The sequence below is a fragment of the Ramlibacter sp. genome (genome assembly GCF_036676645.1).
Classification (GTDB): Bacteria; Pseudomonadota; Gammaproteobacteria; order Burkholderiales; family Burkholderiaceae_C; genus Ramlibacter.
This window is the reverse complement of the sequence record NZ_JAKFCM010000017.1, coordinates 1-23,378: the sequence shown is the minus strand read 5'-3', so window position 1 is coordinate 23,378 and position 23,378 is coordinate 1. Positions and strand designations below refer to the sequence as shown.

Below are 23,378 nucleotides of genomic sequence, written 5' to 3'. Positions count from 1 at the left end.
CCGCCACGGCCGAGACGGCTCCGCAGCCGGTCGCCGCCTCCGGCGCCGCGGCCCGGCCGGCCCCCGTGCAGCCGCCGCCGGCCGTGTCGGCGCCTGTCGCCGCCGGCGCGAAGGCAAGCCCGGGTGCGCGCAAGCGCGCGCAGGAACTCGGGGTGGACCTGGCCGCGCTGCGCGGCAGCGGCCCGGGCGGCAGCGTCGTCGCGCAGGACGTGGAGCGGGCGGCTGCGACCGGCTCCGCGCCGGCGCCGCGTCCCGCGGCCGGGTTCGATCCGGCCCGGATGCGCGCGGCGATCGCCGCCGCGATGAGCCGCTCCAAGCGGGAAATCCCGCACTACTACCTCGCGCACATGGCGGACTTCGAGCCGGCGCAGCGGTGGCTCGCGGCGTACAACGCCGACCGCCCCCCGGCCGAACGGATGCTGCCCGCCGCCTTGCTGCTCAAGGCCAGCGCACGTGCGCTCGAAGCGGTTCCTCAGCTCAACGGTTTCTGGCGCGATGGGCAGGTACGGCTCGCGCCTGCGGTGCACGTGGGCTGGGCGATTTCGCTGCGCGGCGGGGGCCTCGTGGCGCCCGCGGTGCACGACGCCGGACGGCGGCCGCTCGCCGAGGTCATGGCGGCGCTGCGCGACCTGGTGCAGCGCGCCCGCGCCGGCGGACTGCGCAGTTCCGAGCTGGCGGACCCGACGGCCACCGTGACCAGCCTCGGGGATCGCGGTGCCGACAGCGTGCTGGGCGTGATCCACCCGCCCCAGCTCGCATTGATCGGCTTCGGCTGCATCGCCGAGCGTCCCTGGGTGCACGAGGGCAAGGTGCTGGCTCGGACCACTGTCCAGGTGAGTTTGGCGGCGGACCATCGCGCCAGCGATGGCCACCTCGGCGGGTTGCTGCTGGGCGCCATCGCCGACGCACTCCGGCACCCGGAGTCGCTGGACGGCGGAGCGCCATGAACGCCGCGCAGGCTCGCGCACTGGCCGCCGATGTGCTGGCCGGCATCGCACCGGAGGCCGACCTGGCGGCGATCGGTGCCGACGAGGACCTGCGGGGTGCGCTCGACCTGGACTCGATGGATTTCCTGAATTTCGTGATCGGGATCAGTGAGCGCAGCGGCATCGCGATCCCGGAAGCGGACGCCCCCCGGCTTTGCAGCCTGCGCGGCCTGGAGGCCTACCTGCGCGAGGCGAGCGGGCGCGCCGGCCAGACAGGTTGAGCCGGCCGTGCCGCAAGGGAAGCCTCCCATCGCCACTCGAAGGAGATCGCATGGACACCATCATGGTCGCTTGTTACTCGCATACGGGCGTCTCCCGGCGCGCGGCGCTGCTCTTGTGCGCGCACAACGGCTGGCCGCTCGGCGAGATCACCGACGCCCGCCCGGGCCGCGGTACCTGGCGCTGCGTGCTCGATTCGCTGTTGCGGCGGCAGCCCGAGATCCGCTACGAGGGTCCCGATCCGGGCGACTTCCGCACCGTCGTCCTGGTCGCGCCGATCTGGATGTACCGCCTGGCAGGGCCGATGCGCAGCTTCGTCGCGCGGCACAAGGAGGCGCTGCGGCGTGTCGTGGTGGTCTCGACCATGAACTCGGGCGGCGCATCGAATGCCGTCGGCGAGATCGCGCATGCGCTCGGCCACGGCATTGTCGAGGCGGCTGCGTTCACTCAGCGCGAGATCGAAGACGGCAGCGGCACCGCGCGCCTGCTTGCCTTCGGCGAAGCACTGCAGCCCGGATCCACCGCGACCCAGCCCATGCGGCAGCCGGCCAGGAGCGCCCCGGCGGCGTGACCGCCGGCGGGCGCGAAGCTTGATTCGGCGCAAGACGGCGCCGCCGCCGGCGGCTAGCGTTGATGCCTCTCCGCATTCGAAAGAGCCATGAAACCCGACTGGATCCTGGTCGCCAACGCGGCGCATGCGAGGCTCCTTCAGCAGGAGCCGGCAGGACGGATGACCCTCCTGCAGTCCCTCGAGCATCCGACCAGCCGGATGCGCAGCAGCCAGCTCGGCGACGACAAGGCCGGGCGCGAGTTCGCCGACCGCAGCTTCGGCGGCGCGGCGTTCAGCGCGCGAACCGATGCGCAGCGCAAGGAGCGCCAGCGATTCGCCCGGCAACTGGCGGAGCTTCTCGAGGAAGGGGTCCGGTCGCAGCGTTTCGAGGCCGTGCACCTGTTTGCCTCCAGCCCGTTCCTGGGTGAACTGAAGCGCGCACTCGAGCCCGGCACCCGGCGCCTGCTGGCCGGTACGCACGATGTCGACCTGAGCGCCGTCGGCTGGGCCGAACTGCCCTCGCGCATCGCGCGTGAGACGACCATGAGCTGATGCCCCGGCCCCTGGAGCCCCCTGCCCCTCGCGCGCAGCGTCGCGCCGGAGCCGGAGCACGCGAATGCGTGCGCGCAGGGCGGGAACCGGGTCGTTGCCCAGGATGAGGCGGTTCAGGCGGGCCAGGTGACCCATTTCGACGTCTTCAACGGGGACGCGGATGGCATCTGCGCGCTCCAGCAGCTCCGGCTGTTGCGGCCGCTCTGCTCGCAGCTCATCACCGGGCTGAAACGCGAGATCGCGCTGCTGGAGCGCGTACAGGCGCAGGCGGGCGACACCGTCACGGTCCTGGACGTTTCGCTGGACCGCAACCGGCCGGCGCTGCAGGCACTGCTGGCCCGCGGCGTCGAGCTCGAGTATTTCGACCACCATCATCCCGGCGAGCAGCCGCTCCATGCGGCATTGCGGCTGTTCATCGATACCGACCCGGCAACCTGCACCAGCCTGATCGTGCATCGCCACATCGGCGGCGCCTTTCCGGCCTGGGCAGTGGCCGGCGCGTTCGGGGACAACGTGCCCGAGGCGGCGCAAGCGCTGGCGCGCGACGTCGGCCTCGACGACGAGTCCATCCGGTCGCTGCGCGCCCTCGGCGAAGCGATCAACTACAACGCCTACGGCGCGAGCGAGGCGGACGTCCTGGTGCATCCGCTGGCGCTCTACCGTGCGCTCCGGCCCTATGCGGATCCGCTCGCGTTCCTGGACCAGGCGCCCGTCGCGCGGGCGCTGCTCGCGCGCAGGCGCGAGGACCTCGCGCAGGCTGGGCAGGCGAAGGTGCTTGCCCGTTTGGCCGGGGGCACCGTGTACGTGCTGCCGGACGAGGCCTGGGCACGGCGGGTGCAGGGCACCCTGGCGAACCGGCTGAGCCTGCAAGCGCCTGGCCGCGCCCATGCCGTGCTGCGCGCGGCGGGAGCGGATGCGTTCATGGTGAACCTGCGCGCGCCCCATGCCCGCCCGAATGGCGCGGACCGCGTGTGCATCGCCTTCGGCGGTGGCGGGCGCGCAGGCGCCGCGGGCATCGATCGCCTGCCGTGCGGCCAGCTGTCTGAATTCCTGGCCGCGTTCTCGTGCGCCTACCCGGGGGATGACCGGGTGGGCCCGTCCTGAAGGCTGCACGGTCCGGCCGTGCGGGCGGGCCGCTCCGTCAAGGCTCGGCGCGGGCCGCGTACAGCGGCCGCGGCGGTTCGCTCTGCTCGCGTGCCCGGGCCCGCTCGCGCGAGCCCTCGCCGGCCACGCCATCGCACAGGGCGCCGACCAGCCCGTCCAGTTGGCGCGCCACTGCCGCCAGCAGGTCGTCCGTCGAGACCAGGCCCGCGACCGCGTTGTCGGGCCCCAGCACGAGCAGGCGCCGGACGCCGTGGCGCTGCATCGCCTGGACGGCTTCGTCGATGGAAGCGTCGACCGGCACGCCGGCCAGTTCCGTCCGGCAGAGCGAGCCGATCGCCTGGTCGACGGGATGGCCAGGGGCGAGCAGGTCCACCACCAGGTCCCGATCGGTCACGATGCCGATGACCCGGCCGGGCGAGTAGGGGTCCGTCACCGCGAGTGCACCGACGTGTTCGTTGCGCATCACGGCGGCGGCTTGTTGAACGGAGGCGGAGGCCGGGACGGAAACGACCTCGCGACGGCAGAGGCTTGCGATCTTCATGGAATTTCCCCGATGGTGCCGGCCACCATGCTGGTCGCGCCGGCGCCTGCGCACTTGCGTCCGATCAAGCAGCGTCCGGGCGTGCAGCCTAGATTGCTGATCTACGCCGGATCCGGTGCAGGAGGTTTTCTCATGAGCGTCGATATTTCAAGCCTGTGCAGTCGTGAGGTGGTCGGCATTGCCGCGCAGGCCCCGTTGCGGGAGGCGGCCGCCTTGATGTGCGAGGAGCACGTCGGCTCGCTCGTGGTCGTCACCGGCGACGATCCGCCGCAGGTGGTCGGCATCCTCACCGACCGCGACCTCGCCCTGGACGTGCTTGGGCGTGACCAGCCGAGCAGCCAGCTGCGCGCCGGCGACCTGGCCAAGGCGCCCCCGCTGGCGGTCCGGTCGGATGCCAGCTTGGCCGAAGCGGTGTCTGCAATGGAGAAGGCCGGAGTGCGCCGCCTCCTGGTAGTCGACGAGGATGGGGGCGTCGTCGGCCTGGTTGCCGCCGAGGACCTGCTGGCCGCGATCTCGGAAGAGCTGGCTGGGCTGGCGCGCGCGCTTCGCAGCGGGATCGAGCGCGAGAAGTCGCAGCGCGCGGTGGCATCCAGGCCGGTCGGGAGTCGCCCCGTGTTTCCGGGCTTCGGCACGGCAATGCAGTAAGGCGTGCGACTTGATCCGCCGCAAGGAGCCGGGTGATGGCAGGCCTATCGTGAAGCCGATCGACAAGGAGCGGCCATGACCACCTACAAGCAGATCCTGGTGCACCTCGACGCCGGCCGGCGCATCGGCGAGGCCGTGCAGTGCGCGCGGCGCCTGGCCGAGGAGCAGGGCGCGGACCTGGCTGCGCTCGATGTGGCCCAGCCGGCGCTGGTTGCCTTGCCTGCCGTGGCGGACCTGGGTGCGACGACGCTCGCGTCGATGGCGGCGATCGATGCCGAGCGGCGCAAGCACGTGCGCGAGGCCTTCGATGCGGCCATGGTCGGGACCGGCCCGGCGGCACGGTACGGCCAGCTCGCCGAGTTGCCCATGGCCGGCGCCTTTGCCCAGCAGGCGCTGTACGCCGACCTGCTGGTGCTCAGCCAGCCGGACCCGGGCGGGGGCGCCGGCGAGGCGCCGCGGGACTTCAACGAGAGCGTGCTGGCGGCGAGCGGCAAGCCGGCGCTGATCCTGCCGGCGGTGGGCCCTTTGCCGCAGACTTTCGCCAGCATCGCGATCGCCTGGAAGCCGACACGCGAGTCGGCCCTGGCGGTGGCCGGCGCGATGCCCCTGCTCGAGCGCGCGGCACAGGTCCACGTTCTCGCGTGGGGCGTCGAGGACGAACCCGGGCCCCTCGACCTGGACAACTACCTGAAGCTGCATGACGTGCCGGTGCGCTGGCATCGCCGCACCGACGAGCCGGCCGACCTCGGCGAGCTGCTGCTCTCCCAGGTGTTCGACCTGGGCGTGGACCTGCTCGTGATGGGTTGCTATGGCCACGGCCGGGCACGTGAATGGGTCCTCGGCGGCGTCTCGCGGACCGTGCTGCGGTCGATGACGCTGCCGGTACTGATGGCGCACTGAGCGGCCCGGGATCCGCAAAGGAGATTGCCATGGGAAAGGCTTCCACCCTGGTCGCGCTGGCGGCATTCGTTGCGGCGGGCGCGGGATGCGCGTATCCGCCGGGCGGGATGGGCCGTCATGCCGGGGGCCCGGGCACCGGCCCCGACCACACGCCGGGCTGGGGCATGATGTCCCAGGCCGAGCGCGATGAGCATCACCGGCGCATGCAGGCGGCCCGCACGCCCGAGGAGTGCCGCCAGGCGATGGACGACCACCGGCGCCGGATGCAGGAGCGCGCCCGCGAACGCGGCATGCGCATGCCCGAGCCGCGGCAGGACGCCTGCGCCGCCATGCGGCCCTGAGTCGCGGCGGCAGGCAGTGCCGCGGACTCTCACGGCATGATCAGCGAAATGCAGCCGAAGTAGATGGCCAGGGTGAGCACGTCCTGCAGGATGGTTGCGAGGGGGCCGCTGCCGTAGGCCGGGTCGGCGCCGAATCGCTGCAGCAGTGCGGGCATGCCCAGCCCGAGGGCCGAAGCCAGCACGCTGGGGATGGCCAGGGCGAGTGCCACGGCGCTCGCCAGGCGCAGGTTGCCGAACGCGACCATGACCAGGGGGAAGGCGAGCGCAGACAGCACGGCCCCGAGCAGCAGCCCGGTGCGGATCTCGGCCGCGAACAGCTGCCGCAGCCCCATGTGGCTGAGCGAGAGCCCGCGCACCGCGATGGTTTCGCTCTGGGTGCCGATCGCGTCGGCCAGGTAGACCAGGCCCGGCATGAAGAAGGCCACCGCCGGCAGGGCGGCCATGGCGCTCTCGAAACGGGCGACCACCAGTGTCGCGGCAGCACTCCCGCCGAGACCGACCAGCAGCCAGGGCAACCGGTGCCGCAGCCGCCTCAGCGGCGCGGCGTGCAGCGCCTGGGGGGCCTGCGCCGACTCGCGGGCGATACCGGCCAGCCGGTGCAGATCCTGGACGTGTTCGCGCCGCAGCACGTTCATGAGGGCGCCGGGCCCGACGACTTCGAGCAGCTTCCCGTCGGCGTCGACCACCGGCAGCGCAGCCACCCCATGGTGCAGGGCGATGGAGGCCATCCGCTCGTCGCTCGTGCCGGGGGGCGCCCGGGGCCAGTCGCGGTTGGCCGCGCTCCCCAGCAACTGCCCGTCGGGCAGCGCCAGCAGTTCCGTGGCCGAGAGGCATCCGAGCAGGCGTCGCTGCGCATCGGTCACGCAGACCAGGTCCCAGGCGCGCGCAGGTTGCTGCTGCAGGCGAAGCCGCAACTCGCCGAGGGATTCTCCAGCCTGGACGACGAGCGCGTGCCGGGCCACGGATCGGTGCAACGAGGGGCGCCCTGGCACGCGGTGCACGGCGGTCAGCCGTGTCCGGCCGCGCTGCCGCGGATCACCAGGACGGGCGCAGTTGCCATGCGGATGATCTGCTCGGCGCCGCTTCCCATCACCACCCGCTCCACGCCGCGCCGTCCGTGGGTGCCGACCACGACCAGGTCGGCCTTCCAGTCGACGGCCAGCTTCGCGACCGATGCGCCCAGGCGCTGGCCGGGTGTATCGATGAAGGTGGAGACGGCGTCGATACCGGCCGCGCGGCAGGTGTCGACGGCCTGCTCCAGGATCCCGGTGCCGTTCGCGCGCACCAGGTCGATGATGGCGCCGGCATATTCGTACGCGCCCATGTAGGACAGCTCGTCCACGCAGTGCACGAGGTGGAGTTGTCCGGCGCCCTCGCGCGCCAACGCGATGGCCGCCGCCAGGGCCTTGCCGGATGTCTCGCTGCCGTCGACCGGCACCAGGATGCGCTTGAACATGTGAAATCTCCCAAGTGGATCTGAAAAGCTGCCCGCAACTCCCCGGGTGTTCAGTACGGCCGGTCACGCCAGCCGAACCGGTGGCCCAGTCGGGCGGCGGGCGGCTCGATCAGCAGGAAGGCGAGCGTGACGGCAGCGATCATCGGAACGCCCAGCCCCAGCACCGGAGCCAGCGCCAGCAGCGGCAGCAGCGATTCAGGCACCTGGTCCAGTCCGAAGCACTGGCCGCTGCTCGCGATGCCGAGCCGGCGCTTGGTGAAGCTGGCCAGCGCGTCGCCGGCCATTGCTACCGCGCCGGCCAACAGGCCGGCGACCGGCGCAAACCCGAGCACCGGCGCCACCAGAGTCGACACCAGGATCGCGGCGATCAGCCCGCGCCAGGTCTTCGAGGGCCCCAGCCAAGGCCGCCCGTCAGCGAACAGGGTACCGCCGTCGAGCGGCCTGTTCCAGCGCTCGCCGAGCAGCAACCTGGCTGCGATCGGCGCGTTGTTGGCCAGCGCGAGCAGCAACAGCAGTCGCAGGCCGAGCTGCAAGGCTTGGGGCAGGCCGGGGTCCGGCATGGCGAGGCCCTCCCATGCTCAGCGCCGCGCGACGCCCTGCGGCGCCGGCAGCCGGTAGATGGTGTCGTTCAGGTGCCGCGACACCGCATCGATGTCCTCCTCGCTCCAGCCCAGGCGTTCGCGGCCCTGCCATTGCCGGACCTGCTCGCGCAGGGAGGGCCAGTCGTGGACCAGGCGCTTCGCGCGCCAGTGCATCTGCTCGGAATGGCAGGCCCCGCAGTGGTTGTCGTAGAGCATCGCCCCGCGGGTCGGCGTGTCCGCCGCCTGGGCGTGAACGGCGCCGCCGATCAGCGCAGGCAGGAACGCGAGCAGGGTGGCCAGTGCGCGCATGGTGGACGTCCTTGCAAGCACTCTGCTCGCGCCCGGTCCGGCGATGTTGATTGGCATCAAGCGCGCGCCGCACCGGCGCAGGTTTCAGGGCGATCCGGCGAGCGCGCGCTCATCGGGTTCGAGCGGCTCGGCGGTGGCGAGCAGCCGGTCCAGCACCGACGCGTCCGCCTCGGAAGCGTCGCCTCGGCGCGATGCGAGACGTTCGCGCAGCACGGCGTCCGGCGCCTCGCAGGCCAGGATCGAGAAAGGCACGCGCAGCGAGTCGGCCAGCCGCTGCGCCCGACGGCGTTCGCTGCGGCGGAGGTAGGCGCCGTCCAGCACGACGGGGTGGCCCGCGCGCAGCGCCGTCTCCGCGAGTTGGAGGAGCCGTTCGTAGGTACGCCGGGTCATCCCGGGCGTGTAGAGGTCGATGCCGGCTGCGCGCGAGTCGGCCAGCGGCGCCAGCCCGGCCAGTCGCTTGCGTTCCACGTCCGAGCGCAGCCGGATGGCGCCCTCGCGTTCCAGCCAGGCCTGCGAGCGCCAGGTCTTGCCGGACCCGGGCAGGCCGTGCGTGATGCACAGCCGCGGCGAGCCCGGCGCCATCCACCCCTGTGCCGCGCCGGCGTAGGTGCGTGCCCGCGCGACATCGCCGCGCAGCCCCATCACCTGTGCCCGCACCAGCGCGCGGACCGCTGCGGCGAACCGCAGCGACGGCACGGCGTCGTGCTCGCCCAGTGCGTCCAGCCAGTGGTTGAGCAGGCGGAAGGCCAGCGCGCGGCTGCCGGCTGCGGCGAGGTCCATCACGGTGAACGCGATGTCGTCGAGCACGTCGATCCAGCGCAGCGCCGGATCGAACTCGATGCCGTCGAAAGCCGCCGGCTTCCCGTCCAGCCAGACGAGGTTGTCCAGGTGCAGGTCGCCGTGGACCTCGCGCACGCGGCCGGCGCGAAGGCGCGCCTGCCACAGGGGTTCCAGGCGGATGGCCTGGGCGTCCAGCCACCCTTCGGCCTGCGAGGCGGCGCCGGGGCCCTCGAGCCACTGCGCGGCGCCCGCACAGGCGGCCAGCGCCGTCGTCCGCCGCCGATCGGCGCAGCCGAATCCGGTCGAGGGCGCGGCCACCGGCGCAGCGGCGTGGAAGTCGCACAGCAGCGTGGCCAGCGCGTCGATTTCGGCAGGACCGAGCCGTCCTGTCGCCAGCCGCGCCGAGAACAGGTCGTCCTGAGCGAAGCGGCGCATGCGCACGGCCACGTCGAGCACCGGCCCGGGGCCGCCGAGCCCGGGCCCCGACGGCCCCTGCACGATGGTGTCCAGCCCCAGGTACAGGCCGGGCGCGAGCCGGCGGTTGAGCCGCAGCTCCTCCTCGCAGAAGCGGCGGCGCGCGGCCAGCGTGCCGTAGTCGACGAAGGGCAGTCGCACCGGTTGCTTGATCTTCCAGGCGTGCTCGCCGGCCAGCAGCACCCAGGAGATGTGCGTGTGCAGGCATTCGGCGCCCAGCGATGCGGCCAGGCGCCGGACTTCGTCGGCATTCACGGGAAGGGCCGCCGCGGATTGCTCATGGGGACTTCCGCTCGTTCGGGTTGATGAATCGGGCGCGGCGGCATTCCCGCTGCGCAGCCAGCAGTCTGGGGGTGCGGCGGCGCGCGGACTTGAGGTGTCGCAATGCCGCGTTCAGGGGACCAGCACCGCGGCGCCGTCGACGCGGCCCGCGCGCACGGCCTGCACCGCCGCGTTGGCGTCGGCCAGCGCAAACGGTTGTACGTGAACCTGCAGGCCAATGCCGGCTGCAAGCCGCAGGAACGCCTCGCCGTCGGCGCGGGTGAGATTGGCCACCGAGCGCAACACGCGCTCGCCCCACAGCAGCGAATAGGGGAACGACGGGATGTCGCTCATGTGGATGCTGGCGCAGACCACCGTGCCGCCCTTGCGTACGGCGCGCAGGGCCTGCGGCACCAGCTGGCCGGCCGGTGCGAAGAGCAGGGCGGCGTCCAGCGGCTCGGGCGGCCGCTCGTCCGTGCCGCCGGCCCAGCCGGCACCGAGCGAGCGGGCAAACGCCTGGCTGCGATCGTCGCCGGCGCGCGTGAAGGCGAACACCTGCTGCCCGTGCGCGACCGCGAGCTGGCACAGCAGATGGGCAGCCGCGCCGAAACCGTACAGGCCGATGCGCTTCGCCCCGTCGCCGGCCATGCGCCAGGCGCGATGCCCGATCAGGCCGGCGCACAGCAACGGGGCTGCGTGCCGGTCGTCGTAGCGGTCGGGCAGCGCGAAGCAGAAACGCTCGTCCGCAGTGGCGTAGTCGGCGAATCCGCCATCCCGGTCCCAGCCGGTGAAGACCGGGCGATCGCACAGGTTTTCGCGCCCCCCGGCACAGAACTCGCAGGTGCCGCAGCTGCCGCCCAGCCAGGGCACGCCGACACGCTGCCCGGGCTCGAACCGGCGGGCTGCGCTGCCTTGCGCCACGACCCGGCCGACGATCTCGTGGCCGGGCACGACGAGGGTGCCGTGCGGCGGCAGCTCGCCGTCGACCAGGTGCAGGTCGGTGCGGCACACGCCGCAAGCCAGCACCTGCAGCAGCAGCTCGTGCGGACCGGGCTGCGGCAGGGGCCGTTCGACCGCAACGAGCCGCCGGCCGGTGGGATCGGCCGCCATGGCGCGCATGGAAGCGGGCAGCATGGCGCCATGCTAGGCGCGGTCGCGGGCGGCCCGCAAGCGCCCTTGCTCCACAATCGCAAGAGCTCCCGGAGGGCCGTCGCCTCCCCGGGGCAGCCGATTTCGTGAGGAAGAAGCGATGCCCGTCCAGTTCCGCCGCTCCTGGAGCGATCCAGATCTCGAGCAGTACCGCGATACCGTCGTGCGCTTCATCGAGGAGCACATGATTCCCGGTGACGCGGCGGCACGCGAACGCGGGCACGTCGGCCACGAGTTGTGGCGCAAGGCCGGGCAGACCGGGCTGCTGTGCACCGACGTCCCCGAGCAGTGGGGCGGCGCCGGCGGCGACTTCCGCCATGAAGCCGTGTTCCACGAGGAGATGGCGCGCCGCAGCCTGACCGGCATGAACGTGGCGGTGCATTCCATCGTGGCGCACTACCTGCTCAACCACGGCACGGACGAGCAGAAGCGGCGCTACCTGCCGCGGCTGGCCAGCGGCGAACTGGTGGGTGCCATCGCCATGACCGAGCCCGGGGCCGGCTCGGACCTGCAGGGCGTGCGCACCCGGGCCGAGCGCGATGGCGAGGGCTGGCGCCTCAATGGCGCCAAGACCTTCATCACCAACGGCTTGCTGGCCGGGGTGGTGCTGGTGGTGGCCAAGACCGACCCGGCGCAGGGCGCGCGCGGCACGTCGATCCTGATCGTGGACACGCAGGACTGTCCCGGCTACCGCGTCGGCCGGGTGCTCGACAAGGTCGGCATGAAGGCGCAGGACACCTCGGAGCTGTTCTTCGACGACGTGCGGCTGGGGCCGGGCCAGCTGCTGGGTGGCCGCGAAGGACAGGGCTTCTTCCAGCTGATGGCCGACCTGCCCTACGAGCGCCTGATCATCGGCGTGACGGCGCTGGCCGCGATGGAGGGGGCTTACGGAGCCACCCTGGCCTACGTGCGCGAGCGCAAGGCCTTCGGCCAGGCGATCGCCGACTTCCAGAACACCCGGTTCAAGCTCGCCGAGATCGCCACCGAGATCCAGGTCGGCCGCGCCTTCATCGACCGCTGCGTGGAGGACCTGCTGGCCGGGCGGCTGGACACCGCCACCGCGTCCATGGCCAAGCTGTGGGGCTCGGAGGCGCAGGGCCGCGTGGTCGACGCGTGCCTGCAGCTGTTCGGCGGCTATGGTTACATGAACGAGTACCTGATCGGCCGCATGTACGCCGACGCGCGCATCCAGCGCATCTACGGCGGCACCAGCGAAATCATGAAGGAAGTGATCGCGCGGGCGCTCTGAAACGGCCGCGCTGCGCTGGCAGAATCGTCCGATCGGCCGCCCGTTTCATCGATTGAACAGGAGAGTTACCCCATGTCCGAAGCCTTCATCGTCGCCGCGATCCGAACCGCCGGGGGCCGCCGCGGTGGCCGCCTGTCCGGCTGGCACCCGGTGGACCTGGCCGCCCAGGTGATCGACGCGCTGGTCGAGCGCGGCGACGCCGATCCGGCGCTGGTCGAGGACGTCTTCATGGGTTGCGTCAGCCAGGTCGGCGAGCAGTCCACCAACGTTGCCCGCAATGCGGTGCTGGCCTCGCGGCTGCCCGAAACCGTTCCCGGCACTTCGATCGACCGCCAGTGCGGCTCCTCGCAGCAGGCGGTGCACTTCGCGGCGCAGGCCGTGATGTCGGGCGCGCAGGACATCGTCATCGCGGCCGGCGTGGAGTCGATGACCCGCGTGCCGATGTTCAGCACCACGCAGCTGGCGCAGAAGGCCGGCATGGGCTTCTACCAGAGCCCCGCCATCGACCAGCGCTACGGCAACGTGGTGTTCAGCCAGTTCATGGGCGCGGAGATGATGGCGAAGAAGCACGGCCTGTCACGCGATGAACTCGACCGTTTCGCGCTGCTGAGCCACCAGCGCGCGGCAGCGGCGACCCGGGCGGGCGCCTTCCAGGACGAGATCCTGCCGGTGGCGGTGCGCAACGCCGAGGGGCAGGCCACCGGCGAGATGCACACCGTGGACGAAGGCATCCGCTTCGATGCATCGTTCGAGGGCATCCAGTCGGTCAAGCTGCTGCAGGAAGGCGGGGTGATCTCGGCGGCCAATGCCAGCCAGATCTGCGACGGCGCCACCGGCGTGCTGGTGGTCAACGAGCGCGGCCTGAAGGCCCTGAACGCCAGGCCGCTGGCCCGCATCCACCACATGACGGTGATGGGCGGCGACCCGGTGATCATGCTGGAAGCGCCGCTGCCGGCCACCGAGCGGGCCCTGAGCAAGGCCGGCATGAAGATCGGCGACATCGACCTGTACGAGGTGAACGAGGCCTTCGCTTCGGTGCCGCTGGCCTGGCTGAAGGCCCTGGATGCCGACCCGGACCGCCTGAACGTGCACGGCGGTGCCATCGCGCTGGGGCATCCGCTGGGTGCCTCCGGCACCAAGCTGATGACCACGCTGGTGCATGCGCTGCACCGCACTGGCGGGCGCTACGGCCTGCAGACCATGTGCGAGGGCGGCGGCATGGCCAACGTCACCATCGTCGAGCGGCTCTGAGCCGGCGCCGGCCGGCGGCGCTCAGCCGTTCACCATCACCAGCTTGCCCTTGACCGCCCGCGACGCCATGTGCGCGTAGGCGGCCTTGAGGTCGACCATGGGCAGGGTGCGGTCGATCACCGGCTTGACCTTGCCCTGCGCGTACCACTGCGCCAGTTGCTGCAGCATGGCCGCATTCGCCTCCGGCTCGCGGCGCGCGAAGTTGCCCCAGAACACGCCGACGATGGACGCGCCCTTGAGCAGCGGCAGGTTGAGCGGCAGCGAAGGGATCGGGCCGGACGCGAAGCCCACCACCAGGTAGCGGCCGCGCCAGGCAATCGAACGGAAGGCCGGCTCGGCGAACTCGCCGCCCACCGGGTCGTACACCACGTCGGGGCCCTTGTCGCCGGCCGCTTCCTTGATGGCGTCGCGCAGGTTGCCCTGGCTGTAGTTGATGGTGGCATCGGCGCCGATCGAGCGGCACAGTTCGCACTTCTCGTCGCTGGACGCAGCGGCGATCACGTGCGCGCCCATGGCCTTGGCGACCTGGATCGCCGCGGTGCCCACGCCGCCGGCCGCGCCCAGCACCAGCACCGTCTCGCCGGCCTTCAGTTGCGCGCGGTCGACCAGCGCGTGGTGCGAGGTCGCATAGGTCATGATGAACGCTGCCGCATCGACCGCGGGAAAGCCGGGCGGCAGCGGCATGCACAGCGAGGCCGGCGCCAGGGTGTGGGTGGCGAAGCCGCCGGTGCCCGAAAGGCAGGCGACCGGCTGCCCCACCCGGAAGCCGCCGACGCCTTCGCCCACCGCCTCGACGATGCCTGCGTATTCCGAGCCCGGCACGAACGGCAGGGGCGGCTTGTGCTGGTACTTGCCCTGGACGATCAGCAGGTCGGGGTAGTTCAGGCTGGCGGCCTGGATGCGCAGCAGCAACTGGCCGGCGCCGGGCTGCGGCGTCGGCAACTCCTTCCATTGCAGCGCATCGACACCGACCGGGTTCTCGCAAAGCCAGGCTCGCATGGCGTTCTCCTTCGAAAGCGCGCAATGATAGGCAGCGTCGCGCGGCGCGATGTCCCAGCGGCGACCCCAGCCCTACAATCGATCGCAGCCGTTCCCCCGCATGAAGATCCTCCTGTCCAACGACGACGGCTACCAGGCGCCCGGCCTGGTGGCCCTGCATGCCGCCATCCGTGACCTCGCCGAGGTCGAGGTGGTCGCCCCCGAGCACAACAACAGTGCCAAGTCCAACGCCCTCACGCTGCACGCGCCGCTGTACGTGCAGGAAGCCGGCAACGGGTTCCGCTACGTGAACGGCACGCCCGCCGACTGCGTGCACATCGCGCTGACCGGCATGCTCGGCTACCGCCCCGACCTGGTGGTCAGCGGCATCAACAACGGCGCCAACATGGGCGACGACACGATCTACTCGGGTACCGTGGGCGCGGCCATGGAGGGGTACCTGTTCGGCATCCCGGCGATCGCGTTCTCGCAGGTGGAAAAGGGCTGGAGCCACCTGGACACCGCCGCGCAGAAGGCGCGCGAACTGGTGCAGCGCGTGCTGGCCGAGGGGCTGGACGAGCAGCGCCCCTTCCTGCTCAACGTCAACATACCCAACCGGCCCGCGGCCGAGCTCGGCGCCTTCGAGGTCTGCCGGCTGGGGCGGCGCCATGCCGCCGAGAGGGTGATTTCGCAGCCGAGCCCGCACGGCCAGACCATGTACTGGATCGGTGGCGCCGGCCTGCCCAAGGACGGCGCCCAGGGCACCGATTTCCACGCGACCGCCAACGGCCGCGTATCGGTCACGCCGCTGCACGTGGACCTCACCGACCACGCCGCGCTCGGCGACTGGTCCTCGCGCGTGGGCCGGTTCGCGGAGCGGCAATGAGCCGGCGCCCCGGCTTCCCGGTGCGGCTGGAACCGTCGCCGCCCCGGGGCCGCGCACCGGCTGCCCGCACGAATGCGGCGGCCGCGCCGCCAGCGCCGATGGCGCGGCCCGCCGGCGTGGGCCTCGACTCGCAGGCCGTGCGCTCGCGCATGGTGTCGCGGCTGGCAGCGGCAGGCATTGCCGATGCGCGCGTGCTCGCGGCCATGGGCCGCATCGAGCGGCACCGCTTCGTCGACAGTGCGCTGGTCAACCAGGCGTACGAGGACACCAGCCTGCCGATCGGCCTGGGACAGACGATCTCCAAGCCGAGCGTGGTGGCGCGCATGGTGGAGTTGCTGCTCGGTGCGGCGCCGGGGCAGGGACGGCTGGGGCGCGTGCTGGAGGTCGGCACCGGCTGCGGCTACCAGGCGGCGGTGCTCGGCCAGGTGGCCTGCGAGGTCTACAGCATCGAGCGCCTGCGCGGCCTGCACGAGAAGGCCCGGGAGAACCTGCGGCCCTTTCGCCTGCCCAACGTGCACCTGCTGTTCGGCGACGGCATGCAGGGGTTCGCCAGGGGCGCACCGTATGCGGGGATCATCGCGGCGGCCGGCGGCGAGGCCGTGCCGCACGCCTGGGTCGATCAGCTCGCGGCGGGCGGGCGCATCATCGCGCCCACCGTCATGCCGGACCGGCGCCAGGCCCTGGTGGTGCTGGAGAAGACGCCCGGCGGGCTGCGCCGCAACGTCCTTGAGGGCGTTCACTTTGTCCCCCTAAAATCCGGCATCGCTTGAAGGGATCACAGAAGATGAAGGGCATGTCCGCGCGCACCGCCAAGGTCGCCATGCTGGTGATGGCGGCATTGGTGCTGGCGGGGTGTTCATCCCGCACGCGCGCGCCGGCTCCGGTGGAAGACCGCAGTACCGGCGTGCGCAGCGCGCCGCTGCCGCCGGCCACGGCACCCGCGATCGAGCCGGCCAGGCCCCTGCCGGGGTCGGAGAACGCCGGCAAGCCCGGGTACTACACGGTGCGAGCGGGCGACACCATGATCCGGATCGGCCTGGAAACGGGCCAGAACTGGCGCGACATCGTGCGCTGGAACAACATCGACAACCCCAACGTCATCGAAGTCGGGCAGGTGCTGCGCGTCGCGCCGCCCGACACGGTGGTCGCCCGCCCCGTGCCTGCGCAGTCGGTTTCGCCGGTGCCCGCAGCATCGCAGCCGGCCCCGGCCGCGTCCTCCCCGGCCGCGGCCGCATCGGCCCCCGCCGCGTCCGCTTCTTCGCCCGCGCCTGCGTCCAGCACGCCGCGCGGCACCGTCACCACGGCGGCGCCCGGCCCGGCCGCGGGTACCCAGCCGCCGGTCCCGGCCGAGGAAGAAATCGCCTGGAGCTGGCCGGCGCCGGGCAACAGCACCGTGGTCGGCAGCTTCGACGAGGTGCGCAACAAGGGCCTGGACATCGGCGGCAAGGCCGGCGACCCCGTGCTGGCCGCGGCCGATGGCCGCGTGGTCTATGCGGGCGCCGGCCTGCGCGGCTACGGCAACCTGATCATCCTCAAGCACAACAACACCTACCTGACGGCGTACGCGCACAACCAGGCGCTGCTGGTCAAGGAAGACCAGACCGTGCGCAAGGGCCAGAAGATCGCGGAGATGGGGTCCACCGACACCGACCGCGTGAAGCTGCATTTCGAGATCCGCCGGCAGGGCAAGCCGGTCGATCCCGCGCGGTTGCTGCCGCCGAGGTGAGCCATGCGCCGGCGCAACGGAAAGGGCCAGTTTCCCGATCCGGGCGCGAGGCAACGCAGCGTGCCGGCTGTCGAGGAGGCGGCCGGCGACCTGCCGGCGCCGCCGACCGGCCTGGAGATCCACCCCGACATGTCGGGCGAGTCCAGCGACACGCTGACGCTCTACCTGCGCGACGTCCGCCGCACGGAGCTGTTCACCGCGCGGGAGGAGTACGAGGTGGCCAGTCGCGCGCGCGCCGGCGACTTCCCTGCGCGCCAGGCCATGATCGAGCACAACCTGCGGCTGGTGGTCAGCATCGCCAAGGCCTACCTGGGCCGTGGCGTGCCGCTCTCCGACCTGATCGAGGAGGGCAACCTGGGCCTGATGCATGCGATCGGGAAGTTCGAACCTGAGCGGGGCTTCCGCTTCTCCACCTATGCGACCTGGTGGATCCGCCAGTCGGTCGAGCGCGCGGTCATGAACCAGGGCCGCGTGATCCGGCTGCCCGTGCACGTCGTGCGCGAATTGCAGCAGGTGCTGCGCGCGCGCCGCACGCTGGAGAACGATCCGGCGTTCCAGGCTGCCCGGCGGGGCGAGGGCGTGCGGGTCGAGGACGTCGCCGCGCTGCTCGGCCGTGAAGTGGCCGAGGTGGCCGACCTGCTGGCGATGGCGGAAGCGCCGCGCTCGCTGGACGCCGCGCTCGATCGCTCCGACGAGGACCATACGCTGGCCGATTCGCTGGCCGACGATGCCGCGGTGGACCCCACCGGCGCAGCGCAGGGCCGGGAGGTCGAGCGGCTGCTGGCCGGCTGGATCGAGACGCTTTCGCAGCGCGAGAAGGAGGTGCTGGAAGGCCGCTTCGGCCTGAAGGACCGCGATCCCGAGACGCTGGAGGTGCTGAGCGATCGCCTGGGCCTCACGCGCGAGCGCGTGCGCCAGATCCAGAACGAGGCGCTGCTCAAGCTCAAGCGCCAGCTCATCCGCAACGGCATCGACCGCTCCGCGCTGTTCTGAAATCCGGGCGGTACGATGTTTCCGGGCCGGCTGAGGGGAACCCTCCCCCACCGGGGGAGGGCAGGGTGGGGGTTCCTGATGCGGCCGCAGGCCAACTCATGAGGGGGCACTGCTACAGTGCCCCCTCATGAGTTGGCCCGTCCTCGTCTTCGACATCGAATCCATTCCCGACGTCGCCGGCCTGCGCCTGCTGCGCCATGCGCCGGCGGAGCACACCGACGCGCAGGTCTGGGAGGCCTGGTGCCAGGAGCGCAAGGACAAGGGCCAGAGCGACTTCATGCCGCTGCACCTGCAGCGCGTGCTGGTGATCAGCTGCGTGTTCCGCAGTGGCGAGGGCCTGCGCGTGCACTCCTTCGTCGACCGCGACGGCGCCAGCGAAGGGCGCGTGATCCAGGGCTTCTTCAACAGCATCGACAAGCACGTGCCACAGCTGGTCAGCTGGAACGGCGGCGGCTTCGACCTGCCGGTGCTGCACTACCGCGGCCTGCAGCACGGCGTGGTCGCCGACAAGTACTGGGACCTGGGCGAGGACGACCGCGAGTTCAAGTGGAACAACTACATCGGCCGCTACCACATGCGCCACATGGACCTGATGGACCTGCTGGCCATGTACCAGCCGCGCGCCAATGCACCGCTGGACGCCATGGCCAAGCTGTGCGGCTTCCCCGGCAAGCTGGGCATGGACGGCGGCCAGGTCTATGACGCCTACCTGGGGGGCCAGCTGGAGGAGATCCGCCGCTACTGCGAGACGGACGTGATGAACACCTACCTGCTGTATTGCCGCTTCCAGAAGATGCGCGGCGGCTTCACCCAGGCCGAGTACGAACAGGAAATCGACCTGGTGAAGGGCAGCCTGGCCGCGTTGTCGGGCGCCGAGCCGCACTGGCGCGAGTACCTGGCCGCGTGGGGCTGAGCGCCGACCGCCGGCTTGCCGCCTGAGACAATTACAGGATGACAGCAGACAAGGACGGCGCGCCCGCCGCGCTGCCGGAAGGCTGGCTGGCGGTGGACGCCCTGGACCTGGAGGCGCGCGGCGTCGCCCGGCGACCCGACGGCAAGGTGGTGTTCATCGAGGGCGCACTGCCTCTCGAGCAGGTCAGTGCCGCCATCCACCGGCGAAAGAACAACTGGGAGCAGGGCCAGCTCACCGCCATCCACCGCGAATCCTCGCAGCGCGTGCAGCCGCGCTGCCCGCACTTCGGCCTGCACGAGGGCGCCTGCGGCGGCTGCAAGATGCAGCACCTGCACGTGGGCGCCCAGGTGGCGATCAAGCAGCGGGTGCTGGAGGACGACCTGTGGCACCTGGCCAAGGTCCGGCCGGACCGGGTGCTGCGGCCGATCGCCGGCCCGGACTGGAACTACCGCTGGCGCGCGCGCTTCTCGGTGCGGCACGTGCGCAAGAAGGGCACGGTGCTGGTCGGCTTCCACGAGCGCAAGAGCCGCTACGTGGCCGACATCCGCGAGTGCCATGTGGTGCCGGTCCACGTGAGCGACCTGCTGGTGCCGCTGCGCGGACTGATCGGGTCCATGGACGCGATCGAGACCTGCCCGCAAATCGAGCTGGCCTGCGGCGACGACGTGACCGCACTGGTGCTGCGTCACCTGGAGCCGCTGAGCGAGGGCGACCTGGCGAAGCTGCGGGCGTTCGCACAGGCGCACCCCCGCGTGCAGTGGTGGCTGCAGCCGAAGGGACCGGACAGCGTTCGGCTGCTGGACCCCGGATCGAGCCCGGGGCAGGCCCGGAGTGCGAGCCCGGAGCTGGCCTACGCGCTGCCCGAGTTCGGCATCACGCTGCCGTTCCGGCCGACCGACTTCACCCAGGTCAACCCGCACATCAACCGCATCCTGGTGTCCACGGCCCTGCGCCTGCTGGACGTGCAGCCCGACGAGCGGGTGATCGACTGGTTCTGCGGACTCGGCAACTTCACCCTGCCGCTGGCCACGCGCGCCCGCGAGGTGCTGGGCATCGAGGGCAGCGAAGCGCTGGTGGCGCGCTCGCGGGAGAACCTGTCGCGCAATGCGGCGCAACGGCCCCTGGCGCCCACCCAGTTCGCGGCGCGCAACCTGTTCGAGATGACGCCGCAGCAGCTGGTGGCCGACGGCGTCTCCGACAAGTGGCTGGTGGATCCGCCGCGCGAGGGCGCGTTCGCGCTGGCCAAGGCGCTGGCGGACCTGCACCAGCAGCCGGAGCTGGCCGGAAGCTGGGCCCCGCCGCGGCGCATCGTGTACGTCAGCTGCAACCCCGGCACGCTGGCGCGCGACGCCGGCCTGCTGGTGCACCAGGCCGGCTACCGCTGCAGCGCGGCGGGCGTCGTCAACATGTTCCCGCACACGGCCCACGTCGAGAGCATCGCCGTCTTCGATCGATCGGGCCCATGAAAAAGGGGCCCGGAGGGCCCCTTCGTCGCGCTCAGGCTGCGGCGCCGCTCATTCCGAGCTGCCGCCGCCGATGCCGAACAGCACCAGCAGGCTCTGGAACACGTTGTACAGGCTCAGGTACACGCCCAGCGTGGCGGTGATGTAGTTGGTCTCCTCGCCGTCGCGCACGCGCTTGAGGTCGTACAGGATGAAGAAGGAGAAGATGCCGATCACCAGCACCGACAGGGTGATCATCAGCGCGCCGCTCTGCAGGAACACGTTGGCGATGCCGGCCACCAGCACCAGGATGGCGCCGATGAACATGAACTTGGCCATGCCCGACAGGTCGCGCTTGATGAGGGTGGACATCGTTGCCATGCCCAGGAAGATCGCGCCCGTGCCGGCGAAGGCCGTCATGACCAGGCCGGCGCCGTTGCCCAGGCCCAGCACCACGCCGAGCAGGCGCGAGAGCATCAGGCCCATGAAGAAGGTGAAGCCCAGCAGGATGGGCACGCCGGCCGCGGAGTTCTTGAACTTCTCGATCGCGAACATGAAGCCGAAGGCGCCGCCCAGGAAGACGATCAGCCCCAGCCCGGGCGACAGCGCGCTGGCGATGCCGGTCTGCAGCCCCAGCCACGCGCCCAGCACCGTCGGGATCATCGACAGCGCCAGCAGCCAGTAGGTGTTGCGCAGCACACGGTTGCGCTCCTGCACGGAAGGCAGGGCGTACCCGCCGTAGCGGGCGGCGGTGGTGAATTGCTCGTTCATCCGGAGGACTCCTTTGCCTGGACCGTTATTGGATGCGCGGATTCTAGGCGGGTTCCCCGGATGCGCCGCTCGAATGCCCCCCGCGGCGCAGCCGGTATGCTCGGGTTCTTTCAGCCTCATCGCCATGAAGTCCAAACCCACCCTCGACCTGTCCGACCTGAAGGCCGTCGCGGCGGCCGCCGAAGCGGAAGCCCTCAAGCACAACTGGGCCGTCACGATTGCCATCGTGGACGACGGCGGGCACCTGCTGTGGCTGCAGCGGCTCGACGGCGCACCGCCCGTGTCGGCCCACATCGCCCCGGCCAAGGCCCACACGGCCGCGCTCGGCCGGCGCGAAAGCCGCGTCTACGAGGAAATCATCAACGGGGGCCGCTACTCGTTCCTGAGCGCGCCGCACCTGAGCGGCATGCTGGAGGGCGGCGTGCCCATCCTCAAGGACGGCCAGTGCCTGGGCGCGGTCGGCGTCAGCGGCGTCAAGTCGAGCGAGGACGCGCAGATCGCCCGTGCGGGCATCGCCGCCATCGGGCTCTGACGCGAACGCGGTCGCCCGCCTATTCGGTGAGGATCAGCTTGCCCAGCCGGGTGGCCTGCAGGCGGTAGACCTCGCCGTTGTGGCGGATCTCGATCCAGCGGCAGCCGCACAGCAGGGCGCTGCTCTCGAGGGGCTGCTTCGGCGAGCCGGCGGATGCGCGCGGCAGCGAGGGCCGTCCCACCCGGCGGGCCGGGCGGGGGCCGTGCTCATGGCTGCCGCGGCTCCGTGATGAAGCCGATCTTGCGCACCCCGGCCTGCTGGGCGGCGGCCATGGCCTGCGCCACCTTCTCGTAGCGCACGGCCTTGTCGCCGTGGATGTGCAGGTCCGGCTGCGGGTCCTTCGCCGCCTCGGCGCGCAGCAGCGCCGGCAGTTCCTCGTCGCCGACGCGGCGCTCGTTCCAGAAGTACTGCCCGTCGGCAGCGACGGACAGGCGCACGGCCTGGGGCTTAATGTCCTGCGGCTGGCTGCTGGCCCGCGGCAGGTCGATGTTCACCGCATGCTTCATCACGGGCACCGTGATGATGAAGATGATCAGCAGCACCAGCATGACGTCGACCATCGGCGTCACGTTGATCTCGTTCATCACTTCATCGGTGTCGTCCTGGGTGCCGAAGGCCATGCTCAGCCTCCCTTCTTCATCGAAACGACGTTCGCGGACGTGCTGCCGGCGCTCACGCGCACGCCGGTCAGGAAGTAGCCATGGAGGTCGTGCGCAAACCGGTTGAGCTTCATGACCACGGTCTTGTTGCCGCGCACCAGCGCGTTGTAGCCGAGCACGGCCGGGATTGCGACGGCGAGGCCCATCGCCGTCATCACCAGTGCTTCGCCGATCGGGCCGGCCACCTGGGCTATCGTCGCCTGCCCGGTGGTGCCCATGGTCAACAACGCGTGGTAGATGCCCCAGACCGTCCCGAACAACCCGACGAAGGGTGCCGTGGAGCCCACCGAGGCCAGCACGGCCAGGCCCGACTGCAGGCGGGCGGTGGACTCGTCGATCGAGTTGCGCAGGCTGCGGATCAGCCAGTCGCTGACGTTCAGCGAATCGTGCAGCTGGGGCTGGGCGTGGTGGTGCACGCTGGCCTCGCGCCCTTCGGTCGCCAATGCGCGGAAGGGATTGCCGGGATCGCTGCCGAGCTTGGCCACCCCGTCGGCGAAGTCGGCGCTGTGCCAGAAGCTTTCGGTGCGGCGCGCCTGGGCCGCATAGCGGCGCAGGTCCAGCGCCTTCACCACGATCACCCACCAGGAAGCCAGGGACATGACCAGCAGCAGCACCGTCGTGCCCCGCATGACCAGGTCTCCCTGGCTCCACAGGTGGAGCAGCCCGAATTCGTCGTTCATCGCATCCTCTCCGCGTATCTCACAGGAAAATCGTAGGTCCACTCCACCGGCACCCCATTGCGCGTGGCCGGCCGGAACTTCAGCTTGCGCGCGCCCTCGAGCGCGGCCTTGTCCAGGCGCTCGTAGCCGCTGGAGCGCGCCAGTTCCACGCGCGTGGCCGTGCCGTTGACACCCACGGTCACCCGCAGCAGCACGGTGCCGTATTCGCCCAGGCGGCGCGAGATCGCCGGCGGCCGGAAGGCTTCCTCGTTGGCCGCGTAGTCCGCGTCCACCATGGGCAGGTTCACCGGGGCCGGTGCCGGCGGTGCCGGCGGGGCCGGGGCGGGTGCAGGAGCGGGCGCAGCCATCGGGGCGGCAATCGGCGGCGCCGGCGGCTGGGGTGCCGTGGTGCCCAGCGGCGCCGCCGGAGCGGGCGCCGGGTCCGGGATGGCCACCGGCATGGGCGCCGGC

General features: G+C 71.5%; 30 protein-coding genes. 17 read left to right on the top strand and 13 right to left on the bottom strand.

Annotated elements, in window-relative coordinates:
* The 5 genes from V6M57_RS03405 to V6M57_RS03385 form a co-directional block, all read left to right on the top strand.
* Positions 1 to 947, top strand: a 947-nt coding sequence (locus V6M57_RS03405; RefSeq protein ID WP_332813574.1) for a 2-oxo acid dehydrogenase subunit E2, incomplete at its 5' end; no start/stop codon positions are given.
* Positions 944 to 1,207, top strand: a complete 264-nt coding sequence (locus tag V6M57_RS03400; RefSeq protein WP_332813573.1) for an acyl carrier protein — start codon at positions 944 to 946, stop codon at positions 1,205 to 1,207. The genes V6M57_RS03405 and V6M57_RS03400, both read left to right, overlap by 4 nt.
* Before the next feature lie 50 nt (positions 1,208 to 1,257).
* Entirely contained in the window at positions 1,258 to 1,776 is a 519-nt protein-coding gene (locus tag V6M57_RS03395) for a flavodoxin family protein (protein WP_332813572.1), read from the top strand.
* 87 nt (positions 1,777 to 1,863) lie between these two features.
* Positions 1,864 to 2,307, top strand: coding sequence for a host attachment protein (locus tag V6M57_RS03390; protein ID WP_332813571.1), 444 nt, complete (start codon positions 1,864 to 1,866; stop codon positions 2,305 to 2,307).
* Positions 2,308 to 2,433: 126 nt separating this feature from the next.
* Positions 2,434 to 3,411, top strand: a complete 978-nt coding sequence (locus V6M57_RS03385; RefSeq protein WP_332813570.1) for an acetyltransferase — start codon at positions 2,434 to 2,436, stop codon at positions 3,409 to 3,411.
* A 37-nt stretch (positions 3,412 to 3,448) separates the two neighbouring features.
* Here the strand turns inward: V6M57_RS03385 and V6M57_RS03380 are convergent, their stop codons facing one another.
* On the bottom strand, positions 3,449 to 3,952 hold the full coding sequence (locus V6M57_RS03380; protein ID WP_332813569.1) for a CBS domain-containing protein: 504 nt from the start codon (positions 3,950 to 3,952) through the stop codon (positions 3,449 to 3,451).
* Positions 3,953 to 3,964: 12 nt separating this feature from the next.
* On the opposite strand from V6M57_RS03380, the gene V6M57_RS03375 reads away from it, so the two are divergent.
* The 3 genes from V6M57_RS03375 (at position 3,965) to V6M57_RS03365 (ending at position 5,838) form a co-directional block, all read left to right on the top strand.
* Complete coding sequence (locus V6M57_RS03375; RefSeq protein WP_332813568.1) at positions 3,965 to 4,597, top strand: CBS domain-containing protein; 633 nt, start codon at positions 3,965 to 3,967, stop codon at positions 4,595 to 4,597.
* Between the two features lie 75 nt (positions 4,598 to 4,672).
* Positions 4,673 to 5,497 (top strand): universal stress protein, encoded by an 825-nt coding sequence (locus V6M57_RS03370; RefSeq protein ID WP_332813567.1) that lies wholly within the window; start codon positions 4,673 to 4,675, stop codon positions 5,495 to 5,497.
* Positions 5,498 to 5,526: 29 nt separating this feature from the next.
* Positions 5,527 to 5,838 carry a hypothetical protein gene (locus tag V6M57_RS03365; RefSeq protein WP_332813566.1) on the top strand — a complete coding sequence of 104 codons (312 nt, stop codon included), beginning with the start codon at positions 5,527 to 5,529 and terminating at the stop codon, positions 5,836 to 5,838.
* Between the two features lie 29 nt (positions 5,839 to 5,867).
* Here the strand turns inward: V6M57_RS03365 and V6M57_RS03360 are convergent, their stop codons facing one another.
* The 6 genes from V6M57_RS03360 to V6M57_RS03335 all read right to left on the bottom strand — a co-directional run bounded on the left by V6M57_RS03360 (position 5,868) and on the right by V6M57_RS03335 (position 10,818).
* Positions 5,868 to 6,812 carry a magnesium transporter gene (locus V6M57_RS03360; RefSeq protein WP_332813565.1) on the bottom strand — a complete coding sequence of 315 codons (945 nt, stop codon included), beginning with the start codon at positions 6,810 to 6,812 and terminating at the stop codon, positions 5,868 to 5,870.
* Positions 6,813 to 6,844: 32 nt separating this feature from the next.
* Positions 6,845 to 7,294 (bottom strand): universal stress protein, encoded by a 450-nt coding sequence (locus V6M57_RS03355; RefSeq protein ID WP_332813564.1) that lies wholly within the window; start codon positions 7,292 to 7,294, stop codon positions 6,845 to 6,847.
* Positions 7,295 to 7,344: 50 nt separating this feature from the next.
* A complete protein-coding gene (locus tag V6M57_RS03350) occupies positions 7,345 to 7,854 on the bottom strand; it encodes a CDP-archaeol synthase (protein WP_332813563.1) in 510 nt (169 codons plus the stop codon).
* Positions 7,855 to 7,872: 18 nt separating this feature from the next.
* Positions 7,873 to 8,184, bottom strand: coding sequence for a c-type cytochrome (locus tag V6M57_RS03345; RefSeq protein ID WP_332813562.1), 312 nt, complete (start codon positions 8,182 to 8,184; stop codon positions 7,873 to 7,875).
* 84 nt (positions 8,185 to 8,268) lie between these two features.
* On the bottom strand, positions 8,269 to 9,693 hold the full coding sequence (locus tag V6M57_RS03340) for a bifunctional aminoglycoside phosphotransferase/ATP-binding protein (protein WP_332813561.1): 1,425 nt from the start codon (positions 9,691 to 9,693) through the stop codon (positions 8,269 to 8,271).
* 138 nt (positions 9,694 to 9,831) lie between these two features.
* Positions 9,832 to 10,818: a zinc-dependent alcohol dehydrogenase family protein gene (locus V6M57_RS03335; protein ID WP_332813576.1), complete on the bottom strand. Its 987-nt coding sequence runs from the start codon at positions 10,816 to 10,818 to the stop codon at positions 9,832 to 9,834.
* Between the two features lie 130 nt (positions 10,819 to 10,948).
* Here V6M57_RS03335 and V6M57_RS03330 point away from each other — a divergent pair, with 130 nt between their 5' ends.
* Positions 10,949 to 12,097 carry an acyl-CoA dehydrogenase family protein gene (locus tag V6M57_RS03330; protein ID WP_332813560.1) on the top strand — a complete coding sequence of 383 codons (1,149 nt, stop codon included), beginning with the start codon at positions 10,949 to 10,951 and terminating at the stop codon, positions 12,095 to 12,097.
* A 72-nt stretch (positions 12,098 to 12,169) separates the two neighbouring features.
* Positions 12,170 to 13,348, top strand: coding sequence for an acetyl-CoA C-acetyltransferase (locus tag V6M57_RS03325; protein ID WP_332813559.1), 1,179 nt, complete (start codon positions 12,170 to 12,172; stop codon positions 13,346 to 13,348).
* A gap of 21 nt (positions 13,349 to 13,369) precedes the next feature.
* Here V6M57_RS03325 and V6M57_RS03320 read toward each other — a convergent pair whose 3' ends face one another.
* Complete coding sequence (locus V6M57_RS03320; protein ID WP_332813558.1) at positions 13,370 to 14,347, bottom strand: NADPH:quinone oxidoreductase family protein; 978 nt, start codon at positions 14,345 to 14,347, stop codon at positions 13,370 to 13,372.
* Positions 14,348 to 14,447: 100 nt separating this feature from the next.
* On the opposite strand from V6M57_RS03320, the gene surE reads away from it, so the two are divergent.
* The 6 genes from surE to rlmD all read left to right on the top strand — a co-directional run bounded on the left by surE (position 14,448) and on the right by rlmD (position 20,310).
* The gene (gene surE / locus V6M57_RS03315; protein ID WP_332813557.1) at positions 14,448 to 15,212 is read left to right on the top strand and encodes a 5'/3'-nucleotidase SurE; all 765 of its coding nucleotides are present in this window, start codon (positions 14,448 to 14,450) and stop codon (positions 15,210 to 15,212) included.
* Complete coding sequence (locus V6M57_RS03310) at positions 15,209 to 15,982, top strand: protein-L-isoaspartate(D-aspartate) O-methyltransferase (protein WP_332813556.1); 774 nt, start codon at positions 15,209 to 15,211, stop codon at positions 15,980 to 15,982. Before surE ends, V6M57_RS03310 begins: the two co-directional genes overlap by 4 nt.
* 14 nt (positions 15,983 to 15,996) lie before the next feature.
* Positions 15,997 to 16,938, top strand: coding sequence for a peptidoglycan DD-metalloendopeptidase family protein (locus V6M57_RS03305; RefSeq protein ID WP_442968773.1), 942 nt, complete (start codon positions 15,997 to 15,999; stop codon positions 16,936 to 16,938).
* Between the two features lie 3 nt (positions 16,939 to 16,941).
* Positions 16,942 to 17,931, top strand: coding sequence for a sigma-70 family RNA polymerase sigma factor (locus tag V6M57_RS03300; protein WP_442968772.1), 990 nt, complete (start codon positions 16,942 to 16,944; stop codon positions 17,929 to 17,931).
* 127 nt (positions 17,932 to 18,058) lie between these two features.
* The gene (locus tag V6M57_RS03295; RefSeq protein ID WP_332813554.1) at positions 18,059 to 18,844 is read left to right on the top strand and encodes a 3'-5' exonuclease; all 786 of its coding nucleotides are present in this window, start codon (positions 18,059 to 18,061) and stop codon (positions 18,842 to 18,844) included.
* Positions 18,845 to 18,882: 38 nt separating this feature from the next.
* Entirely contained in the window at positions 18,883 to 20,310 is a 1,428-nt protein-coding gene (gene rlmD, locus V6M57_RS03290) for a 23S rRNA (uracil(1939)-C(5))-methyltransferase RlmD (protein ID WP_332813553.1), read from the top strand.
* Between the two features lie 48 nt (positions 20,311 to 20,358).
* Here the strand turns inward: rlmD and V6M57_RS03285 are convergent, their stop codons facing one another.
* Positions 20,359 to 21,057, bottom strand: a complete 699-nt coding sequence (locus V6M57_RS03285) for a Bax inhibitor-1/YccA family protein (RefSeq protein ID WP_332813552.1) — start codon at positions 21,055 to 21,057, stop codon at positions 20,359 to 20,361.
* Positions 21,058 to 21,181: 124 nt separating this feature from the next.
* Between V6M57_RS03285 and V6M57_RS03280 the strand changes: the two genes are divergently transcribed.
* A complete protein-coding gene (locus tag V6M57_RS03280; protein WP_332813551.1) occupies positions 21,182 to 21,589 on the top strand; it encodes a GlcG/HbpS family heme-binding protein in 408 nt (135 codons plus the stop codon).
* Between the two features lie 19 nt (positions 21,590 to 21,608).
* On the opposite strand, the gene hemP is transcribed toward V6M57_RS03280, so the two are convergent.
* The 4 genes from hemP to V6M57_RS03260 all read right to left on the bottom strand — a co-directional run.
* Positions 21,609 to 21,770, bottom strand: coding sequence for a hemin uptake protein HemP (gene hemP, locus V6M57_RS03275; RefSeq protein WP_332813550.1), 162 nt, complete (start codon positions 21,768 to 21,770; stop codon positions 21,609 to 21,611).
* A gap of 25 nt (positions 21,771 to 21,795) precedes the next feature.
* On the bottom strand, positions 21,796 to 22,209 hold the full coding sequence (locus V6M57_RS03270; protein WP_332813549.1) for an ExbD/TolR family protein: 414 nt from the start codon (positions 22,207 to 22,209) through the stop codon (positions 21,796 to 21,798).
* A gap of 2 nt (positions 22,210 to 22,211) precedes the next feature.
* Entirely contained in the window at positions 22,212 to 22,928 is a 717-nt protein-coding gene (locus tag V6M57_RS03265) for a MotA/TolQ/ExbB proton channel family protein (RefSeq protein WP_332813548.1), read from the bottom strand.
* A partial coding sequence (locus V6M57_RS03260; protein ID WP_332813547.1) for an energy transducer TonB occupies positions 22,925 to 23,378 on the bottom strand: 454 nt, incomplete at its 5' end. The genes V6M57_RS03265 and V6M57_RS03260, both read right to left, overlap by 4 nt.

Coding starts and splice junctions, on each gene's coding strand:
- V6M57_RS03400 (WP_332813573.1), top strand. CDS start 944: ATGAACGCCGCGCAGGCTCGCGCACTGGCCGCCGATGTGCTGGCCGGC.
- V6M57_RS03395 (WP_332813572.1), top strand. CDS start 1,258: ATGGACACCATCATGGTCGCTTGTTACTCGCATACGGGCGTCTCCCGG.
- V6M57_RS03390 (WP_332813571.1), top strand. CDS start 1,864: ATGAAACCCGACTGGATCCTGGTCGCCAACGCGGCGCATGCGAGGCTC.
- V6M57_RS03380 (WP_332813569.1), bottom strand. CDS start 3,952: ATGAAGATCGCAAGCCTCTGCCGTCGCGAGGTCGTTTCCGTCCCGGCC.
- V6M57_RS03375 (WP_332813568.1), top strand. CDS start 3,965: ATGGTGCCGGCCACCATGCTGGTCGCGCCGGCGCCTGCGCACTTGCGT.
- V6M57_RS03370 (WP_332813567.1), top strand. CDS start 4,673: ATGACCACCTACAAGCAGATCCTGGTGCACCTCGACGCCGGCCGGCGC.
- V6M57_RS03365 (WP_332813566.1), top strand. CDS start 5,527: ATGGGAAAGGCTTCCACCCTGGTCGCGCTGGCGGCATTCGTTGCGGCG.
- V6M57_RS03355 (WP_332813564.1), bottom strand. CDS start 7,294: ATGTTCAAGCGCATCCTGGTGCCGGTCGACGGCAGCGAGACATCCGGC.
- V6M57_RS03350 (WP_332813563.1), bottom strand. CDS start 7,854: ATGCCGGACCCCGGCCTGCCCCAAGCCTTGCAGCTCGGCCTGCGACTG.
- V6M57_RS03345 (WP_332813562.1), bottom strand. CDS start 8,184: ATGCGCGCACTGGCCACCCTGCTCGCGTTCCTGCCTGCGCTGATCGGC.
- V6M57_RS03335 (WP_332813576.1), bottom strand. CDS start 10,818: ATGCGCGCCATGGCGGCCGATCCCACCGGCCGGCGGCTCGTTGCGGTC.
- V6M57_RS03330 (WP_332813560.1), top strand. CDS start 10,949: ATGCCCGTCCAGTTCCGCCGCTCCTGGAGCGATCCAGATCTCGAGCAG.
- V6M57_RS03325 (WP_332813559.1), top strand. CDS start 12,170: ATGTCCGAAGCCTTCATCGTCGCCGCGATCCGAACCGCCGGGGGCCGC.
- V6M57_RS03320 (WP_332813558.1), bottom strand. CDS start 14,347: ATGCGAGCCTGGCTTTGCGAGAACCCGGTCGGTGTCGATGCGCTGCAA.
- surE (WP_332813557.1), top strand. CDS start 14,448: ATGAAGATCCTCCTGTCCAACGACGACGGCTACCAGGCGCCCGGCCTG.
- V6M57_RS03310 (WP_332813556.1), top strand. CDS start 15,209: ATGAGCCGGCGCCCCGGCTTCCCGGTGCGGCTGGAACCGTCGCCGCCC.
- V6M57_RS03305 (WP_442968773.1), top strand. CDS start 15,997: ATGAAGGGCATGTCCGCGCGCACCGCCAAGGTCGCCATGCTGGTGATG.
- V6M57_RS03300 (WP_442968772.1), top strand. CDS start 16,942: ATGCGCCGGCGCAACGGAAAGGGCCAGTTTCCCGATCCGGGCGCGAGG.
- V6M57_RS03295 (WP_332813554.1), top strand. CDS start 18,059: ATGAGTTGGCCCGTCCTCGTCTTCGACATCGAATCCATTCCCGACGTC.
- rlmD (WP_332813553.1), top strand. CDS start 18,883: ATGACAGCAGACAAGGACGGCGCGCCCGCCGCGCTGCCGGAAGGCTGG.
- V6M57_RS03285 (WP_332813552.1), bottom strand. CDS start 21,057: ATGAACGAGCAATTCACCACCGCCGCCCGCTACGGCGGGTACGCCCTG.
- V6M57_RS03280 (WP_332813551.1), top strand. CDS start 21,182: ATGAAGTCCAAACCCACCCTCGACCTGTCCGACCTGAAGGCCGTCGCG.
- V6M57_RS03270 (WP_332813549.1), bottom strand. CDS start 22,209: ATGGCCTTCGGCACCCAGGACGACACCGATGAAGTGATGAACGAGATC.
- V6M57_RS03265 (WP_332813548.1), bottom strand. CDS start 22,928: ATGAACGACGAATTCGGGCTGCTCCACCTGTGGAGCCAGGGAGACCTG.